Origin of the sequence: Arthrobacter sp. CAN_A6 (assembly GCF_015751715.1) — a bacterium.
In the GTDB taxonomy this organism is placed as follows: domain Bacteria; phylum Actinomycetota; class Actinomycetes; order Actinomycetales; family Micrococcaceae; genus Arthrobacter_D.
In genome coordinates, this window is sequence record NZ_JADOUV010000002.1 from 395,223 (window position 1) to 412,750 (window position 17,528).

The following is a 17,528-nucleotide window of genomic DNA, read 5'->3' on the forward strand; positions in this document are numbered from 1 at the left end:
GTTATGAATCGGCGTCCGTTCCCCGTTCGAAGCACAGCGGCACTCCTCGTCGCGCTCACCCTGACCTTCAGTACGCCGGCGTCCGCCGACGATCTCGAGGACCGCAAAGGCGTCCTGGAAAGCGAGATCGCGGAAGTCCAGCAGTCGATCGAGTATCTGGATTCGGACATCTCGGCGAGCATTGCTCAGTTGCAGGTGTACCAGAGTGAACTGCCTGCCGCCCAGGAGGCCCTCGCGGCTGCGCAGGGTCGAGTTGAAGCCTCGGCGAACGAGGTCACCGTACTCGCTGGGCGAGTGGAGCTGGCTCAAGAGACGAAGGACAAGCTCACCGGCGAGTTGTCCAGGGACAAAGCCGAGATGGAGAAGACGCGCGAGGTGATAGGCCAGATTGCCACCCAGGCCTACAAGAACGGCGGCGTACCCTCCAACGTGTCCCTGATGTTCGGATCGGAGGGCACCGGGAGCCTGACCTCCTCCATGGACCTGGTGAGCCTCGCGCTCCGCTCGCAGAACGCGGCGATGGACCGCTTGTCGCAGCAGGACGCCACCAACGCCAACAGCAAGGCGCGGCTTGTGGCGGTCGAGGACGAGATCAGGAACCTGAAGGCCAAGGCCGACGCCGCGCTGCAGGCCGAGCAGGCCGAGCGCGACGCCGCCGCATCGGAGAAAGCCAAGGTCGACAAGCTCGTTGAGGACACCTCGGCGCTATCCGCACGGCTGCAGGAGCAGAAACCCGCGATCGAGGCGAAGCTCGCCAGCGTGGAGAAAGCCCACGAGCAGGTCAATGCCGATATCGCGGAACGCCAGCGGCGCCTGCTCGAAGAAGCGCGGCTTGCCGAGGAAGCACGCCTTCGGGCTGAAGCCGAGGCTCGGGCAGCCGCAGAGGCCAGGGCCGCCGCCGAGACGGCGAGACTTCAGGCTGAAGCCAGTGCGCGCCGGGAAGCCGGAGCCGCGGCGCAGCAGCCGGTTCCGGCTCCGGCTCCCGTTGCGCCGCAGGCAGCGATCCCCGCGCCGCCGGTGGATGCGGGTGTTTTCGGGCTCAGAATGCCGGTCAACGCGCCGATCTCCTCCGGGTTCGGCTGGCGTGCCACGCCGCCGAACACCATCGATTTCAACGGCACCGGCGGTTACCTGCACACCGGCGTTGATTTCGCCGCGGCGTGCGGAACCCCGCTGTATGCACCGGCAGCCGGCGAGGTCTGGTATGCGGACTCGGATGCGTTGCTGGGGGCAGGAAAGCGGATCGTCCTGAACCACGGTGTTGTGGGAGGGAACGTGCTTGCGACCAACTTCTACCACCTGTCCCGGTTCAACGTGGCCCCTGGCCAGCGGGTCACCGCGGGCCAGGTGATCGGCTACGTCGGGGATACCGGCAACTCGGCCGGCTGCCACCTGCACTTCGAGACCATGCTCAACGGAAACCTGGTGGACCCCGCGGGGCTGCTGTAGCAGTAGAATGGAACGCACCGTTCCGGGTCCGCCGGTTCCGCGTCGCCAGAGCCGTGAAAGGAGTTCCCCAGTGCCCAAGGAAAGCGGCCGCAAGATCGTGGCCACCAATCGGAAGGCCCACCACGACTATGCCGTCCTGGATACCTACGAAGCAGGCATCGCCCTCATGGGCACCGAGGTCAAGTCGCTGCGTGCCGGGCGGGCCTCGCTCGTCGACGGCTACGCGGTCTTCTACAACGACGAACTGTGGCTCGAGGGCATTCACATCTCCGAGTATTCGCAGGGCAGCTGGACCAATCACGCGGCACGACGACGGCGCAAACTCCTCCTGCACCGCGAGGAACTGACGAAGATCTCCCAGAAGGTGCGCGAGTCCGGCTTCACCCTCGTGCCGCTACAGCTCTATTTCCTCGACGGGCGCGCCAAGGTGGAGATCGCCGTCGCCCGCGGCAAGCGGGACTACGACAAGCGGCAGACCCTGCGCGAGAAGCAGGACAACCGGGAAGCGCTTCGTGCAATGCGTGAGAAGAACCAGGGCGCCTGACACAGGAATAGAACGGCGGGTCGCGTGGGTTACACTGAACATCTGGAAAGCGGCGGATGTGCGCGCCAGGTTCGAGAAGGAACAGCTTGACAAGTACATATGGGGATGACAGGTTTCGACGATGTTAGTCGCGACAGGGGAAGCGGGCCGAGGATACAGGGTTATCTCGTAAACGCTCCTTGTAAAACAATAAGTGCCGAACAAAAGCGCACTGACTTCGCTCTCGCTGCCTAGGCAGCCTAGCTAGTCCGTCAGCCCGGGTTTGCTCTCGCCCCGGATACTGGCGTCATTTAGAGGGCCACTGCTCCCGGTTCTCGTTGTAGGAACCGGGGGGACTCTTATACAACTGGGCTCGGCAGCCACTTGTTCGCACGATGGCTGGAGCCGAGAAAAACCGACGCGAACTGCGCCCGGAGAAGCCCTGACTACACTGCATCGGACGCGGGTTCAATTCCCGCCATCTCCACAGATCGAAAAGCCGGCGGAAGGAATTCCGTCGGCTTCTTCGTGCCCTGTCGGCGCTGCGGGCGGGTGCACGCTGCCCACTACACTTGACGCATGAGCTGGACTGACAGGCCGCCGTCGTGGCTCCCGCCACTGCCGCCGCCGAATCGGGGCCGTGCTCTCCTCATCATCGGCTGGCTCCTGGTCGGGAGCACGTTCATCTACATCATCGTCATGAGCTACGTCGGCGGAACCCATTCGCTCCTGACCCTGGTTCCCCTCCTGATCGGCCTCCTCTGCCTCAGCTTCGGAGTGATCCGGCGGAACGGGAGCCGGTGAGATTTGCTGGGCGCTTATTTCCGCGATAAAAATAACGGATGACCGAAGAAACGGTGCACCTCTCCCGAGGTGGCACGAGCGTCGTCCTCGACACCACGACGCCGGGAGTTCCTGCCATCGTGTACTGGGGACGGGCCCTGGGTGAGCAACCTCGGGAGGCTCTTCGTTCTCTTGCCGTCGCTGCCCGGCCCCAGAGGGTGTCCGGCGGCATCGACGTCCCGGGCCGCCTGACGTTGCTGCCGCTCGAGGCCTTCGGATGGCAGGGTATGCCGGGCCTCACAGGAGACCGCCGGGGAACCGGCGCATTCCCGGCACTTGCCACGAGCACTCTCGACATCACGACGCATGCCGTCACGGTGAATGCCGAGGATGCGGTTGCCGGGCTGCGGTTCTCGGCCAATCTCGAGCTGACGGCGGCGGGACTTCTGGTCCAGCGGCTCGCGTTGACGAACGTCGGGCGGACGCCCTATGAGGTGCGGTCCCTGCAGCCCGTCTTCCCCCTGCCGGCGTCGGCCCTCGAGATTCTCGACACCACCGGACGGCACCTGCGCGAACGCTCCCCGCAGCGGCACTTCCTGACGGCGGGAAGCTATTCCCGCGAGAGCCGGCGCGGACGCCCCGGAGCCGACTCGACGGTGTTACTCGCCGCGGGAGAGCCTTCCTTCGGCTTCGAGAGCGGGACCGTTCACGCGGTACACGCAGCCTGGAGTGGAAATCACCGTTTTTCTGCGGAGAAAACCCCGACGGGGGTCTCATTCCTCGCCGCAGGGGAGCTCCTCCTCCCCGGTGAGGGGACGCTTCAACCCGGGGAAACCTACGAGGCGCCGCCCGTCTACGGCTCCTGGGGGAACGGGCTCAATGAACTCGCGGCACGCTTCCATGACGAGTTCCGGCTCCGCGCGGCACATCCCCGCCGCGCCCGGCCGGTCACCCTCAACACCTGGGAAGCAGTCTATTTCGACCTCGATCTGGAACGGCTGAAGGCACTCGCCGACACCGCGGCGTCGCTCGGCGTCGAGAGGTTCGTGCTCGACGACGGCTGGTTCCGCGGGCGCCGCGACGACACCGCCGGGCTCGGCGACTGGTACGTGGACGAGACGGTGTGGCCGGACGGACTGGCCCCCATCATCGACCACGTCCGTTCCCTCGGTATGGAGTTCGGCCTGTGGTTCGAGCCGGAGATGGTGAACCCGGATTCGGACCTGGCCCGCGAGCATCCGGACTGGATCCTGCAACCCGAAGGTCGGCTACCCGTGCCCGGACGCCAGCAGCAGGTGCTCAACTTCGCCATTCCGGACGCCTATGACTACATCCTCGGACGCCTCGACGCAATACTCACCGAGTACGACATCGCCTACATCAAGTGGGACCACAACCGCGATCTCCTCGAGGCCGCCGATGCCCGCACCGGCGCGCCGGCGACACGCCGCAACGTCACGGCGCTGTACCGGCTGCTCGACGAACTGAGGCGCAGGCATCCCGGGCTCGAGATCGAGAGCTGCGCGTCGGGAGGAGCGCGGGTGGACATGGGGATCCTCGCCCGGACCGACCGCATCTGGACCAGCGACTGCATCGACCCGGTCGAGCGGCTCGTCAACCAGAAATACACGGGACTCCTCGTGCCGCCCGAGCTTCTGGGCATGCACATCGGCGGCCCGGTCTCGCACTCGACGGGACGCGTGCACGGGCTCGAATTCCGCGCGTCCACCGCGATCTTCGGCCACTACGGGATCGAATGGGACATCTCGGGACTCGCTCCGGAGGAACTGTCCCAGCTCGGCGAGTGGGTCGCGCTGCACAAGGCCTGGCGGGGTCGGATCCACCAGGGACGCATGGTCCATGCGGATCTGCCCGATCCTGCCATGGACCTCCGTGGTGTCGTCTCCGGCGACCGCTCATCGGCCCTGTTCGGGTACTCCCTGACCGCGTCCAGTGCGAGCTACCCGCCCGGTATGCTCCGGTTTCCCGGGCTCGATCCGGAGAAGCTGTATCGCATAGTGCCGGCCCGGACCTACCCCGGGCAGCAGGGCAACGGCCAGTCACCGCTGGGCTGGCTGCAAGCCGCCCTCGAAGGGAAACCCCTCTGCATGACGGGCCGATTGCTCGAGGCGGCCGGGATCCAGGCACCGGTTCTCCTTCCCGAACATTCCCTGCTGATCGAACTGCACGCCGTCTAGCGAGTCTTTCTCCGAGAGGATCATCAGTATGAGCATCGACCAACCGGCCTGGTGGACCAGCGCCGTCGTCTATCAGGTCTACCCGCGCAGCTTCGCCGACTCGAACGGCGACGGCATGGGCGACCTCGGCGGCGTTCTCGGCAAGCTCGACTACCTCGCCGAACTCGGTGTCGACGTTCTCTGGCTCTCACCCATCTACGAATCGCCGCAGCACGACAACGGCTACGACATCAGCAACTACCAGGAGATCGACCCTGTCTTCGGGACGCTCGAGGAATTCGACACCCTCCTGGCCGGCGTCCATGAGCGCGGCATGAAGCTGGTCATGGACCTCGTGGTCAACCACACGTCCAACAGACACCCGTGGTTCATCGAGTCCGCCTCGTCGCGGGAGAACCCCAAACGCGACTGGTACTGGTGGCGCGATGCCCGCGAAGGGTTCGCCCCGGGGGAGCGCGGTGCCGAGCCGGCCAACTGGGGATCCGCCTTCAGCGGCCCCGCGTGGACCCTCGATCCGACCAGCGGCCAGTACTACCTGCACTTGTTCGCACCGGAACAGCCGGACCTCAACTGGGAGAATCGGGAGGTCCGCGGAGCAGTCTATTCGATGATGAACTGGTGGCTCGACCGCGGCGTCGACGGCTTCCGCATGGACGTCGTCAACTTCCTCTCGAAGAATCCGGCACTGCCCGACGGCACGGTGCCGGCCGGCCAGCTGTGGGGCGACGGGAGCCCGCACTTTCTGTCCGGACCACGCATCCACGAGTTCCTCTCCGAGATGGCGCTCGCCGTTTTCGACGGGCGGGACGCCGACCTGATCACGGTCGGCGAGATGCCCGGGGTGACGATCGAGGACGCGAAACTGTTCACCGACCCCGCGCGCCGTGAAGTGGACATGGTGTTCCAGTTCGAACACGTGAGCCTCGATCAGGGCCCCGGCGGGAAGTGGGACTACCGCGGCCTGGACCTGCTGGACCTCAAGACGTCCTGGAACCGCTGGCAGAAGGGCCTGGCCGAGACCGGCTGGAACAGCCTCTACCTCAACAACCACGACCAGCCACGACTCGTCTCACGATTCGGTGACGACGCCGGCTTCCGCTACGAATCGGCCACCCTGTGGGCGGCGCTGCTGCACCTGCACCGTGGGACGCCGTACATCTACCAGGGTGAGGAACTGGGCATGACCAACGTGCCCTTCACCTCGGTGGATGACTTCCAGGACCTTGAGTCGGTGAACTGGTTCCGCGAAGCCACCACCGAACTGGGTGTGACCGAATCCGCCGCCCTCGCCGCCCTGCGCATCATGAGCAGGGACAACGCCCGAACCCCGGTGCAGTGGTCCGACGCGCCGCACGCTGGGTTCACCTCCGGAACACCCTGGCTCGCCGTGAACCCCAACTACACCACGGTCAACGCCGACGCCGACCGCGCTTCGGAGAAGTCCGTCTACCGGTTCTACCAGCAGCTCATCGCGCTCCGCCACGACAACGAGGTGGTCCGCCTCGGGCGCTTCGAGATGCAGCAGGAGGACCATCCGACCCTGTACGCCTTCACGCGGACACTCGGCGCACAGGTGATCCGGGTTCTGGGCAACGTCTCAGGCAACGAATTGGTGCTGCCGGACCTGCAGGAAACCGGGGGATCGCCCGGGCTGGTGCTGGGAAACTACGACGCCGGATCGCCGGATCGGCTGCGGCCGTGGGAAGTGCGCATTCTCGAGTCGAACTGACACGCAGCTGCCGTCCGACAGCCTGGGGCGGCAGCGGGCTCAGTCCTCGTGGATCAAACTTTCCCGGTAGAGCGCCAGCAGGCCCGGCATCCCGGCGTCGTGCATCGCCTTGCGTTGGCGCTCGGCCCCGGTTCCCCGAGACTCCAGGTGGAGAAGCGCCGCTTCCACCCAGTCGGTGTCACCCTCGGCGTCGAGAGCCGGGCCGATGAATTCGACCAGTTCGCTGAGGCGCTGGCGGGCCGGCATGCGGGCCGCCGTCTCAGGGTCGACGGCGTGGGCGGTCATGCCGTCGCGCGCTGACTGCCAGAGGGCGGCGTCGAGCAGTTCGGGATCCGGGTCGGGGAGGCGGGCGCCGGCGCGGGCCGCGGAGACCGCCGTCGTGACGAGTCCCCGGATGAGGGCGGCGAGCAGCACCGAATCCTGGGCTTCGAGCTGGGCATCACCCGTGCGCACTTCGAGGGTGGGATAGGCATCCGACAGTCGGGCGACCCACGTCAGCACGCCGCGGTCGATGATGGCTCCTGTCTCCTCGAGCTGTTCGATGCGCCGCTCGTAGTCGGCGGCGTCGGCGAACAGGGGCGGGATGCCCTGCACCGCCCAGCGCCGGTAGTGGATGACACGCCAGCTTCCGAAACCGCTGTCGCGGTCCAGCCAGTAGGGCGAATTGGTGCTGAGCGCGGTGATGATCGGCAGCCAGGGCCGAATCCGGTTGAGGGCCTGGACGCCGGTCTCCCGATCCGGGATTCCTACGTGCACGTGCAGGCCGTTGACGAACTGGTCACCCACAATGCCCGGGGCGCTGGCCCGAAGGTCGCGGTAGCGCTGCTTGTCCGTCAGTTCGGGGTAGTGCTGGCCGATCCGCGGTGCGGTGGCGGTGGGCGCGGCGAGTGCTCCGCACTGGCCGGCGGCTGCCGCCAGCTGCCGGCGGAAATTCAGGAGGGATTCCTCGGCCTGGGTGAGCGTGTCGCACACCGGAGTGGCTGTCTCGATCTGGCAGCTCAACAGCTCGCGCTGGATGTCGTCGTCATTCAGCCCGGGCGCGTTCACCAGCAGTTGCTGCACGTCAGCGGCGCAATGCACGGGGAGCGCGGAGCTTGGATCCAGGAGCAGGTATTCCTCTTCGATGCCGAGGGTCGTCACGCGGGCCTCCAGTTCGGCGGGTAGGGTCCTTCCCAGTGTAGGGAGCCAACAGCATGGGGCCGGCACTGTGTCGCGGCTGCAGGTTCCGGCCGGTACTGCGTCCGCGGTCCCGCTGCGTCCTTCGGTTATAGTGCCACCATGACCCAGTACGGCCCGGGCGATCCGGGGCACCCTCCAGGCGCACCGGTAACGCAGCACTCCAAGCCGCTTCTGGTGGCGCTCGTGCTGGCAGGGGGCGTCCTCGGTACGCTTGCCCGGTATGGCATTTCCGTCGGCGTGCCGGAGGCGGGTGGCTGGCCAGTGCCGACGCTGCTCGTCAACCTCGGAGGATCCTTCCTCCTCGGCGTCCTGTTGGAATGGCTGGCATTCCCCCGGAACGCCGGCCGGGCCCAGCTGCTGAGGCTGGGAGCGGGCACCGGCTTCCTTGGCGCTTTCACCACCTACAGTGCGTTCGCCTTCGACGCGGTGAGCATGCTCGACGCCGGGCGGATCGGCGCGGCAGCGGCCTACGTGTCGCTGAGTGTGCTCGGCGGCATCGCCTGCGCAGCGGTGGGAGTGGTCACGGCGTCCCGCTGGCGTGGCGACCGGCCGGAGGCCGGCACCACTCAGACCGGCACCGCTCCACCCCACCCGCGGCAGGCACCGTGAGTATGCTCGTCGTCCTGCTGGCCGCGCTGGCCGGGGGAGTCGGTGCGGTGGCGCGCTTCACGGTCGACGACGCGGTGCGGGCGCGGGTCGGAGGATCCTTCCCCCTGGGGATCCTGCTGATCAACGTCACGGGCTCCCTCGCGCTTGGAGTTGTCGCCGGGCTGGTGCTTTCCGGAGGGCTCGCACCTGCCGCAGGGGTGGTGGTCGGCACCGGTTTCCTCGGGGGCTTCACCACCTTCAGCACGGCAAGTGTGGACACCGTGCGGCTGATCGGTGCCGGGCGCTACCTCGCCGCCTCCGGCTACGCGCTGGGAACGGCGGGGGCGTCGTTGGCCGCGGCCGCCGTCGGACTCGCGGTGGCTCTCGCGCTGTAGGCCGCCAGCGTGCAGCCCTCGTGCGTGCCGAGGCTCTTCACCCAGAGTGCGGCCACGAGTTCCTCTCCCAGCTGCAGCAGAGGCGCGCGAGGATTCTCGCCCACAGCGACGGCCAGCAGCCCGCCGAACGGCGCGCGCCCGGAAACCAGCAGGGGAGTGTCAAGACCCACACCGTGGTCGGTGAGGAACTTGAGCAGCGCCGGATTGTCATCACTGATCCGTGCCACGCGCGCGCGGTGTCCGTCGTCGAGACGAGCCAGGGGCACGGCGTCGGGCCGCGGCACGACGCCGTCCGGTGTCGGGATCGGATCACCGTGGGGATCACGCGCGGGGTGGCCGAGCTTTCGGTCCAGCCGTTCGACGAAGGTGTCGGACACCGAGTGCTCCAGCAGCTCCGCTTCGTCGTGGACCTCGTCCCAGCTGTACCCGAGCTGGTCCACCAGGAAGGTTTCGATCAGCCGATGACGGCGCACCATCGCCAGTGCGAGCGCCAGGCCGGCGGGGGTGAGGCTGATGGGCCCGTACTTCTCATGACGTGCGAGCCCCAGCTCGACGAGTTTAGCCACCATCCCCGTCACCGAGGAATTGGCGACGGACATGCGCACGGCAAGCTGCGACGCCGTGATGGGGGTCTCCTGCCACTCCGTGAACCCGTAGATGGCCTTGACGTAATCCTGCACGCTCGAGGAGTCGATGCGGAGCACCGTCCCCTTCCTGCCGGCCACGTCAGCCCTTCCCCGGTGCTGCGGTTGCCGTCGCGGTTGACGGCGGTGCTGCCGTTGCGCGGCGACGATGGGCGCGCCGCTGCTGCTGCCGGCGTCGCTGCCACACTAGCCCGTTCGGCCGGGAGAAAAGGTAGACCGCGGTGAAGACCAGCGACTGCGACAGGACCACGGCGGCACCGGTGGAGATGTCGAGGTAGTAGCTCGCATAGATGCCGGCGACGGCGGCTCCCGCAGTGAGAACGACGGCGAGCACCAGCATCCGGTCGAAGCTCCGGGTGAGGAGGAAGGCCGTGGCGCCGGGGGTGATCAGCATGGCGACCACCAGGATGATGCCCACGGCCTGGAGTCCCACGACCACGCTGAGGGCCAGCAGCCCGAGCAGCAGTGCCGAGAGGAACCGCGTGTTGAGCCCGATCACGTGGGCGTGGGTGCGGTCGAACGCCAGCAGCGTGAGGTCCCGCCGTTTGAACAGCACGACGGCGAGGGTCACCGCTCCGAGGATGAGCACCTGCCACAGCTCGCCGTCCGTGACGCCCAGGACATTGCCGAAGAGGATATGCATCAGGTCGATCTGCGAGGGAGTGCTCGAGACGATCGCCAGGCCCGCCGCAAAGAGGGCGGTGAACACCACGCCGATCACGGTATCGGGCTTGAGTTTGGTGGTGGACCGTACGGCACCGATCAGGGCCACGGCACCTGCTCCGAACAGGAACGCCCCGATGGAGAACGGAATGCCCACGATGTAGGCCAGGGCAACTCCAGGGAGCACTGCGTGGGAAACGGCGTCACCCATCAGGGACCAGCCCATGAGGATCAGCCAGCAGGACAGCACTGCGGAGACCACGGCGGCAGCAAGGGTGACCAGCAGGGCCCGGGTCAGGAAGCCGTACTGCAGCGGCTCGGTCAGCCAGGGGAGGATGTCCATGTCAGTTGTCCGTTCCAGGAGTGCCGAAGGCCATGGCGAGATTGCCGGAGGTCAGTACTTCCTCGGGTGTGCCGTGCGCCAGGACGCGCTGATGGAGCAGTACGGCCGTGTCGCAGAACTCCGGGATGCCCGCGAGGTTGTGCGTGGAGACCAGTACGGAGCGGCCCTCATCGCGGAGTTCCCGGAGGAGGACGGTCATGGTTGCCTCACTCGACCGGTCCACGCCCGCGAAGGGTTCGTCGAGCAGCAGGAGCTGCGCCTCCTGGGCGATGCTCCGGGCCACGAAGACGCGTTTGCGCTGGCCACCCGAGAGTTCCCCGATTTGCCGTTTGCGGAGGTGCTCGAGACCCACCCTTTCGAGGGCTGCGCCCACCGCGGAGTGGTCCGCCGGACGAAGACGCCGCGTGGATCCCAGATGCCCGTACCGGCCCATTCCGACGACGTCGTTCACCGACACCGGGAAGTTCCAGTCGACGTCCTCGGCCTGGGGCATGTAGGTCACAAGGCCGCTGCGTCGTGCCTGCCGGTGCGTCATGCCGAAGAGCTCCACCGTGCCGGCCTGTGGTTCGAGAAGCCCCAGAAGTGTCTTGAAGAGTGTCGACTTGCCGGATCCGTTGACGCCGATGAGGCCGCAGATGAGCCCGGCGTCCAGCGTCAGGTTCACGGCGTCGAGGGCCAGTACCTCGTTGTAGGCGACGGTCAGGCCAGAGACCCGCAGCGCGGAATCCCGTGCGGGCCCCTGTACGGGTGCATGCTGGTTCACCGGTTCAACCCCTCGGAGATAGTGCGGATGTCGTAGCGCAGCAGGTCGAGGAAGGTGGGGACGGGGCCATCCGGTCCTGATAGCGAATCGACGTACAGGGGACCTGCCAGACGCGCTCCCGTCGCGAGCGACACCTGCTGCTGGGCGCCCGGGTCGACCGTGGATTCGCAGAACACTGCCGGGACGTCGTTGTCCTCCACGAATCGGATGACCTCGCGGATCTGGCGCGGGGTGCCCTCGGTGTCCGAGTTGACCGGCCAGATGAACTCCTCCTTGAGCCCGGCGTCGCGGGCCAGGTAGGAGAACGCACCCTCGCAGGTCACGAGTGCGGCGGCCGGGTCCGCAGCGACGCTGGCGCGGAGTTCGGTCAGGAGGGCATCGAGCTCGGCCTTGATGCCCGCTCCATTGGTGTGGAAGTCGGTCGCGTGGGTGGGTTCGAGCTCCGATAGCGCGGATACGATGTTGTCGACGTAGGTCTGGGCGGCCAACGGCGACATCCAGGCGTGGGGGTTCGCCAGGCCCTCGTAGTCTCCTGAGCGGATGTCGATCGGATCCACGCCGTCGGAGAGGACCACATGGGGAGCATCGACCGAGAGAAGGAAGCGCTCGAACCAGCGCTCGAGGCCCAGCCCGTTGTCGAGGATCAGGTCGGCGTCCTGGGCTGCGACGAGGTCCGACGGCGTCGGCTCGTAGCCGTGGATTTCCGCGCCCACCTTGGTGATGGACTCCACCCGGACGTGCCCGCCGCCCACTTCGTCGGCCAGGTCGGCGAGCACCGTGAAAGTGGTGAGGACTACCGGGCGGTCATCCCGGCTCCCAGCGGCGGCGGGTACCGCCTCCGAACGGGGAGCACAGGCGGAGAGCAGCAGTGCAAGTGCAAGGACCACCATCGGGAGTGGCACCCCGGAATATTTCGGCATACCTAAACTTACACCTTAGGTGCACCGAATTGCATCAGGTTCACGTCTCGGACCTCGCGCGCCACGCCGAGGTGAAATAGGGCAGGGCCAACCCGGCGCCTGCAGGAAAGGCAAGGTAATCGTGAAGATACCAGGAGAGATTGCGCTCCACTTTCGAGCGGGTCGCAGCGTCCGCCCGCTGGTAGTAGGCCCGTGAACGGGCGAGGTCGATGACATCGGATGTGGAGAGGGCCTGGCTCCATTTCACCTGTTTGCTCTCCGGCTCGGCGAAATGGGGGCCGAAGTCCGGCCGGTAGCCCGGCGAGTAGACGTCGCCGGCATGCATGATCCTCGACAACCGGTGAACCCAGGGGATGCTCACGTCCAGCTGGTTCCACAACACAGCCAGGGTGCCCCCCGGAACGAGGACGCGGGCGGCTTCCACCGCCGCTTTCTCGGGATCACACCAGTGCCACGCCTGCGCGATGGCCACGACGTCGACCGAGCCTGGGACGAGACCGGTCTCCTCGGCCGTACCCGCCAGGATGCGGACCGCCGGAAGCCGTTCCCGGAGTACCGCGAGCATGTCCTCCGAGGGATCGATCGCCGTGACCTCGAGTTCGCGCTGGATCAGGAGCCGGGTGAACAGTCCGGTCCCGGCTCCGATGTCGGCTGCGGTCCGGGCACCGGGTGGCAGCAGCCAATCGGCGCTCGCCTCCGGATACCCCGGCCGCACCCGATCGTAGCGGCTACTGCCGGTACGGTAGCCCCGGGCGAGGTCGCTCCGGCGTTCGGTGCTGATCCGCGGTCCGCTGCGGGGCGTCGACGGTGTGGCAGGCATCAGTGGCACTCTCCGGCCGCTCGGCTAGAAGAGGTCGTCGACGTCCGGGTTCAGGGTGCGCAGTACCTCGCTGTGCAGGGTGCCGTTGGTCGCGAGGGCGTTGCCTCCGAAGGGTCCGTCGACGCCTTCGAGCGAGGTGAAGCGCCCTCCGGCCTCGGTGACGATGGGGACCAGCGCCGCCATGTCGTGCAGGTTCAGTTCGGGCTCGCACGCAATGTCCACGGCGCCTTCGGCCACCAGGCAGTAGGACCAGAAGTCACCGTAGGCGCGCGTCCGCCACACCTGGTCCGTCAGGTTGACGAACTCCGCGAGCGACCCCCGGGCCCGCCATCCCGAAAGGCTCGAGTAGGACAACGAGGCGTCCTGCAGCTTCGACACGTTGGAGACCCGCAGGCGAGTTGCGGCAGCCAGGGACTTTCCGGTGAAGGCTCCGGTTCCCGTTGCCGCCCACCAGCGCTTGCCGAGGGCAGGTGCGCTGACGAGCCCGACCACGGGGCGCCCCTCGTCCACGAGGGCGATGAGGGTGGCCCAGACCGGCACGCCGCGAACGAAGTTCTTGGTGCCGTCGATGGGGTCGATGATCCAGCGGCGGGATCCTCCGCCGGTGCTGCCGAACTCCTCGCCCAGTACGGCGTCACGGGGACGCGCGCGGGAGAGCTGTCCCCGGATGGCCTCCTCGGCGGACTTGTCGGCGTCGGTGACCGGGGTGAGGTCGGGTTTGGTCTCGATTCTCAGATCCAGGGCCTTGAAGCGCGACATGGTCTGGTCGTCCACGGAGTCAGCCATGATGTGGGCGAGGCGAAGATCGTCGTTGTAGCTCTGGACAAAAGTCATTCCTTCAACCTATCGTCTGCCGGGCTTAAACAACCAAGGGCCACCAACGGCGAATGCCGTGTTGGTGACCCTTGGTGGACCGCTTTCGCGGTCGAAGGTTTTGAACCTTAGAGAACGGTGATGTTCTCGGCCTGGGGACCCTTGGGACCCTGGGTGGTCTCGAAGTTGACCTTCTGGTTCTCTTCGAGTGAACGGAAACCGTTCGAGTTGATAGCGGAGAAGTGTGCGAACACGTCGGCGCCGCCGTCTTCGGGAGCGATGAAACCAAAGCCCTTTTCAGCGTTGAACCATTTGACTGTACCTGTAGCCATTTTGTCTTCCTTACCTTGTGAGAGCAGCTCCCGTACTTCGGGGCGCTCGTCGCGGTGTTCGTCTTCGCTTATCAAAAAAGCTTTCGAACTCCAGGTGGAGGATCAAGGCTTGAAATAAATGCGCAACACAACAACTAGGTACCAGCCTAGCAGAATCTATTGGGTGCCCAGTTCCTTCGGGTTCATCGCCTGGGCCCGCGCGTCGGACATGCCGGCGCTGAGCAGGCGCCTCAGGGAGGCAAGGCGCACCGGCCCGGATTCTCCCGCGGATCCTTCCGCAACCCAGCCGTCGAGGCCGCAGTCCACGGCCTGGTCGTCATGCCTGCAGCCGCGTTCACACCGCTCAGTGCCCGGTTCGAGGTCCGGAAAAGCCGAGAGAATGCGGTCGGCCTGCACATGGGCCAGGCCGAAGGAACGGATTCCCGGGGTATCGATGATCCAGGTCCCGGGTGCGGATTCCGCGGCCTTCAGGGCGATGGCGGACGACGACGTGTGCCGCCCGCGTCCGGTCACCGCGTTGACCCCTCCCGTGGCACGGGTGGAGCCGGTCAGCGCGTTGACCATCGTGGACTTGCCCACTCCGGAATGCCCGAGGAGCACGCTGACCTCGCCGTCGAGTTCGGTCCGGAGCGCGTCGACGGCGGCGTGCGACAGCCGGGCCGATGCACCGTCGTCGGACGTGGCGTGGATCCCTGCGTGGTCCGTTGCCGTTCCGCTGATGATCACGCGGAGGTCGAGGTGCTCGTAGTTCGCGAGCAGCTCCGCGGGATCCCGGATGTCCGCCTTGGTGATGCAGAGCAACGGCGTGATGCCGGCGTCGTAGGCGGCCACGAGCGCGCGGTCGATGAAACCCGTGCGCGGCTCCGGATTGGCCGCCGCGACGACGATCACGAGCTGATCCGCGTTGGCTACGACCACGCGTTCGATCGGATCCGAATCGTCGGCGCTGCGCCGCAGCACGGTGCGGCGTTCCTCGACGCGGACGAGCCGCGCCAGGGAGTCGGGCCCGCCGGACAGATCGCCGACCAGGGCCACGAGATCACCCGCGACCACGGCGCTGCGCCGCAGTTCGCGCGCCCGTGCGGCCACGATGAGTCGCTCGTCGGCGGTGTCCTCGTCGACGACGGCTGTGTACCGCCCGCGGTCGACGGTGACGATGCGGCCGGTCACGGCGTCGTCGTAGGCCGGCCGGTTCTTGGTGCGGGGACGCGTCCCCTTCTTGTTCGGGCGGATCCGCACGTCCGATTCGTCCCAGGCCCGGGATCCGCGGCGGTTCCCTGCTTCAGACACGTCGGGTGGCTCCAGCCGTCATCCCGGGAGCATCAGCAGTACCGGCGGTGCCGGTCGCCGCCAGCCTGAGCCACAGGTCGGGAAATTCCGGCATCGTCTTGGCGGTGGTGCCGATATTCTCGACGTCGACGCCGTCCACCGCGAGGCCGAGAATCGCGCCCGCCGTCGCCATGCGATGGTCGTCGTACGTGGCGAAGGCTCCGCCGTGGAGGGCAGCAGGTGTGATGATGAGCCCGTCCGCGGTTTCCTGGGCATCGCCGCCGAGGGCATTGATCTCCGTGACGAGCGCAGCAAGCCGATCGGTTTCATGGCCCCGCAGATGGGCGATCCCGGTCAGCGTGGAGGGTGAGTCGGCGAGGGCGCACAAGGCGGCGACGGTGGGGGCCAGTTCGCTGGTGTCGGCGAAATGCCCGCCGCGGATCGCGGGGCCGCCGGTGACGGTCAGGGTTCCGTCGACAAGTTCCACCGTGGCGCCCATCCGGGCGAGGATGTCCCGCCACTGGTCCCCGACCTGCGTTGTTCGGGAGGGCCAATTGGCGATGCTGACCGTTCCCCGGGTCACGAGTGCTGCGGCGAGGAACGGCCCTGCATTCGAGAGGTCGGGTTCCACCCGGACATCGAATGCGGCGATCGGTCCCGGCGGTACGAACCAGTGATTGGGAACCGAGTCGTCCACTGCGACGCCCACGGACCGGAGCACCTGCACGGTCATGGCGACGTGGTCGAGACTGGGAACGGGTTTGCCGACGTGTTCAAGGTGAAGTCCATGCGTGAAGCGGGCCCCGACCAGGAGCAGGGCCGACACGAACTGGGAGGAGGCGGCAGCGTCAATGACCAGGTGCCCGCCCGCCACCTCCCCTGTGCCCTGCACGGTGAAGGGGAGGGAACCGCCACCGTCGTCGTCGACGCGGATGCCGAGGCCCCTCAGCGCCCCGATGATGGCGCCCATGGGCCGCCGACGGGCGTGCGGGTCGCCATCGAAGGAGGTGGGGCCTGCGAGGAGGGCGGCCAGTGGGGGAACGAAACGCATCACTGTGCCGGCGAGCCCGCAGTCGACGTGCCGAGCCGGCGACGGCGGAGTCGGCGCCGGTTGAGAGGACGTCTCAGGGAGCGGTTCGATGCGCAGATCCGGCCCGTACCCGTCCGTACCGGGAAGCTCGGTGACGGTCGCGCCCAGTGACCGGAGGGCCGTTCCCATGAGGGCGGAGTCCCTGGAATGCAGGGGACTGCGGAGCACGCTCGGGCCGTCGGCCAGTGCCGCAAGGATGAGGTAGCGGTTGGTCAGCGACTTGGAGCCCGGCACCTCCAGTCGTGCATTGACCGGCGCCACTGCATGCGGCGCCGGCCAAAGGTCTCGGGTGGTACCTGCTGTCTTCGATGCCGATCCAGTGGCGCCGCCCGATGAGTTGGTCATGCCGCTTATGAGCCCACGACGTCGGCGGCGGTCTTGCGGACTGCGGAGTCGGCCTTCTTCAACTGCTTGCGCGCGTCCTTGCTGATGCCGACGGCGTTCTTCTTGGCGCCGGTGGCGAAGTGCTCCGCCCGCCAGACGAGGCCGGGGCGGCCGTTGGTGTCGACCGCGGCGAGGAGAACGGCTCCGATGAGCGAGAGGTTCTTGAGCAACTGGCTGCGCCTGGCCTTGCGGGCCTCGGGTGTCGACGAGTCGGCGGCATTGAAGTCGGCCAGCGCGTTCACTGCCGCCGTCACCGTGAGCAGGGTAGCGGCGAGCCGGGAGAACCTGCCGATGCCGAGCAGGATACCGGCGCCGACCTGGGTGGCCCCGAGGATCTGGGCCACGAGTTTCTCGTTGCCCGTGATCGAGGCCGCGGACGGTACCGCCTTGGTGACCTTCTTCAGGACTGGTGCCAACTGCGTTGCGGTGGCGCTGGTGTTCCGCAAACGCTCAACGCCCGAGAAAACGAAGCTGCTGGCGATCAGTGGTCGGGCTATAACGCGGACAAGGGTCACAATTGCCTCCTGGTTGCCGACGGTTCACCGCCGGTTTTCGAGATTGTCTGGGAACATACAGGGCACGCTGAGTCTAGTTTTACATGCTCCCGGCGGGTGCGGCGATCCTCTTCTCCCGGTGTCCGCGG

General features: G+C 67.0%; 18 protein-coding genes and 1 other RNA gene. 8 read left to right on the top strand and 11 right to left on the bottom strand.

The features are described from left to right. The first annotated feature begins 3 nt into the window (after positions 1-3). The 6 genes from IWX75_RS05270 (at position 4) to IWX75_RS05295 (ending at position 6,682) form a co-directional block, all read left to right on the top strand. On the top strand, positions 4-1,449 hold the full coding sequence (locus IWX75_RS05270; protein WP_196821178.1) for a peptidoglycan DD-metalloendopeptidase family protein: 1,446 nt from the start codon (positions 4-6) through the stop codon (positions 1,447-1,449). A 70-nt stretch (positions 1,450-1,519) separates the two neighbouring features. Then, on the top strand, positions 1,520-1,993 hold the full coding sequence (gene smpB / locus IWX75_RS05275; protein WP_196821179.1) for an SsrA-binding protein SmpB: 474 nt from the start codon (positions 1,520-1,522) through the stop codon (positions 1,991-1,993). 101 nt (positions 1,994-2,094) lie between these two features. Beyond that, positions 2,095-2,462: a transfer-messenger RNA gene (gene ssrA, locus IWX75_RS05280) on the top strand. Between the two features lie 89 nt (positions 2,463-2,551). After that, a complete protein-coding gene (locus IWX75_RS05285) occupies positions 2,552-2,776 on the top strand; it encodes a hypothetical protein (RefSeq protein WP_196821180.1) in 225 nt (74 codons plus the stop codon). Positions 2,777-2,814: 38 nt separating this feature from the next. Then, positions 2,815-4,953, top strand: a complete 2,139-nt coding sequence (locus IWX75_RS05290; protein WP_196821181.1) for an alpha-galactosidase — start codon at positions 2,815-2,817, stop codon at positions 4,951-4,953. Between the two features lie 28 nt (positions 4,954-4,981). Beyond that, positions 4,982-6,682 (top strand): alpha-glucosidase, encoded by a 1,701-nt coding sequence (locus IWX75_RS05295; protein ID WP_196821182.1) that lies wholly within the window; start codon positions 4,982-4,984, stop codon positions 6,680-6,682. Between the two features lie 39 nt (positions 6,683-6,721). On the opposite strand, the gene IWX75_RS05300 is transcribed toward IWX75_RS05295, so the two are convergent. After that, positions 6,722-7,822, bottom strand: a complete 1,101-nt coding sequence (locus tag IWX75_RS05300; RefSeq protein ID WP_196821183.1) for a carboxylate-amine ligase — start codon at positions 7,820-7,822, stop codon at positions 6,722-6,724. Between the two features lie 138 nt (positions 7,823-7,960). Here IWX75_RS05300 and IWX75_RS05305 point away from each other — a divergent pair, with 138 nt between their 5' ends. Both IWX75_RS05305 and crcB read left to right on the top strand, forming a co-directional pair. After that, on the top strand, positions 7,961-8,470 hold the full coding sequence (locus tag IWX75_RS05305; protein ID WP_196821184.1) for a fluoride efflux transporter FluC: 510 nt from the start codon (positions 7,961-7,963) through the stop codon (positions 8,468-8,470). 2 nt (positions 8,471-8,472) lie between these two features. Next, on the top strand, positions 8,473-8,844 hold the full coding sequence (gene crcB / locus IWX75_RS05310; RefSeq protein ID WP_196821385.1) for a fluoride efflux transporter CrcB: 372 nt from the start codon (positions 8,473-8,475) through the stop codon (positions 8,842-8,844). On the opposite strand, the gene IWX75_RS05315 is transcribed toward crcB, so the two are convergent. The 10 genes from IWX75_RS05315 to IWX75_RS05360 form a co-directional block, all read right to left on the bottom strand. Next, positions 8,772-9,569, bottom strand: a complete 798-nt coding sequence (locus tag IWX75_RS05315; RefSeq protein WP_334684125.1) for a metal-dependent transcriptional regulator — start codon at positions 9,567-9,569, stop codon at positions 8,772-8,774. The two genes, crcB and IWX75_RS05315, sit on opposite strands and share 73 nt — an antisense overlap. Before the next feature lies 1 nt (position 9,570). Then, a complete protein-coding gene (locus IWX75_RS05320) occupies positions 9,571-10,494 on the bottom strand; it encodes a metal ABC transporter permease (protein ID WP_196821186.1) in 924 nt (307 codons plus the stop codon). 1 nt (position 10,495) lies between these two features. After that, positions 10,496-11,257, bottom strand: a complete 762-nt coding sequence (locus IWX75_RS05325) for a metal ABC transporter ATP-binding protein (protein WP_196821187.1) — start codon at positions 11,255-11,257, stop codon at positions 10,496-10,498. Then, on the bottom strand, positions 11,254-12,177 hold the full coding sequence (locus tag IWX75_RS05330; protein WP_196821188.1) for a metal ABC transporter substrate-binding protein: 924 nt from the start codon (positions 12,175-12,177) through the stop codon (positions 11,254-11,256). Before IWX75_RS05330 ends, IWX75_RS05325 begins: the two co-directional genes overlap by 4 nt. 40 nt (positions 12,178-12,217) lie before the next feature. Then, positions 12,218-12,997, bottom strand: a complete 780-nt coding sequence (locus tag IWX75_RS05335) for a class I SAM-dependent methyltransferase (RefSeq protein ID WP_196821189.1) — start codon at positions 12,995-12,997, stop codon at positions 12,218-12,220. Positions 12,998-13,021: 24 nt separating this feature from the next. Beyond that, positions 13,022-13,831, bottom strand: coding sequence for a histidinol-phosphatase (gene hisN, locus IWX75_RS05340; protein WP_196821190.1), 810 nt, complete (start codon positions 13,829-13,831; stop codon positions 13,022-13,024). 107 nt (positions 13,832-13,938) lie between these two features. Next, positions 13,939-14,142 carry a cold-shock protein gene (locus tag IWX75_RS05345; RefSeq protein ID WP_026532371.1) on the bottom strand — a complete coding sequence of 68 codons (204 nt, stop codon included), beginning with the start codon at positions 14,140-14,142 and terminating at the stop codon, positions 13,939-13,941. A gap of 156 nt (positions 14,143-14,298) precedes the next feature. Beyond that, the gene (rsgA, locus tag IWX75_RS05350; RefSeq protein WP_196821191.1) at positions 14,299-15,432 is read right to left on the bottom strand and encodes a ribosome small subunit-dependent GTPase A; all 1,134 of its coding nucleotides are present in this window, start codon (positions 15,430-15,432) and stop codon (positions 14,299-14,301) included. After that, on the bottom strand, positions 15,425-16,846 hold the full coding sequence (gene aroA / locus IWX75_RS05355) for a 3-phosphoshikimate 1-carboxyvinyltransferase (RefSeq protein ID WP_196821192.1): 1,422 nt from the start codon (positions 16,844-16,846) through the stop codon (positions 15,425-15,427). The genes rsgA and aroA overlap by 8 nt, the downstream gene beginning before the upstream one ends. Before the next feature lie 5 nt (positions 16,847-16,851). Then, positions 16,852-17,400, bottom strand: a complete 549-nt coding sequence (locus IWX75_RS05360; RefSeq protein WP_196821193.1) for a DoxX family protein — start codon at positions 17,398-17,400, stop codon at positions 16,852-16,854. Positions 17,401-17,528: the final 128 nt, after the last annotated feature.

Bases quoted from the DNA above. Each gene is read 5' to 3' on its own strand.
- aroA (WP_196821192.1), bottom strand. From the start codon at position 16,846: ATGACCAACTCATCGGGCGGCGCCACTGGATCGGCATCGAAGACAGCA.
- IWX75_RS05345 (WP_026532371.1), bottom strand. From the start codon at position 14,142: ATGGCTACAGGTACAGTCAAATGGTTCAACGCTGAAAAGGGCTTTGGT.
- IWX75_RS05320 (WP_196821186.1), bottom strand. From the start codon at position 10,494: ATGGACATCCTCCCCTGGCTGACCGAGCCGCTGCAGTACGGCTTCCTG.
- IWX75_RS05285 (WP_196821180.1), top strand. From the start codon at position 2,552: ATGAGCTGGACTGACAGGCCGCCGTCGTGGCTCCCGCCACTGCCGCCG.
- IWX75_RS05330 (WP_196821188.1), bottom strand. From the start codon at position 12,177: ATGCCGAAATATTCCGGGGTGCCACTCCCGATGGTGGTCCTTGCACTT.
- IWX75_RS05270 (WP_196821178.1), top strand. From the start codon at position 4: ATGAATCGGCGTCCGTTCCCCGTTCGAAGCACAGCGGCACTCCTCGTC.
- IWX75_RS05295 (WP_196821182.1), top strand. From the start codon at position 4,982: ATGAGCATCGACCAACCGGCCTGGTGGACCAGCGCCGTCGTCTATCAG.
- hisN (WP_196821190.1), bottom strand. From the start codon at position 13,831: ATGACTTTTGTCCAGAGCTACAACGACGATCTTCGCCTCGCCCACATC.
- IWX75_RS05290 (WP_196821181.1), top strand. From the start codon at position 2,815: ATGACCGAAGAAACGGTGCACCTCTCCCGAGGTGGCACGAGCGTCGTC.
- IWX75_RS05335 (WP_196821189.1), bottom strand. From the start codon at position 12,997: ATGCCTGCCACACCGTCGACGCCCCGCAGCGGACCGCGGATCAGCACC.
- IWX75_RS05305 (WP_196821184.1), top strand. From the start codon at position 7,961: ATGACCCAGTACGGCCCGGGCGATCCGGGGCACCCTCCAGGCGCACCG.
- crcB (WP_196821385.1), top strand. From the start codon at position 8,473: ATGCTCGTCGTCCTGCTGGCCGCGCTGGCCGGGGGAGTCGGTGCGGTG.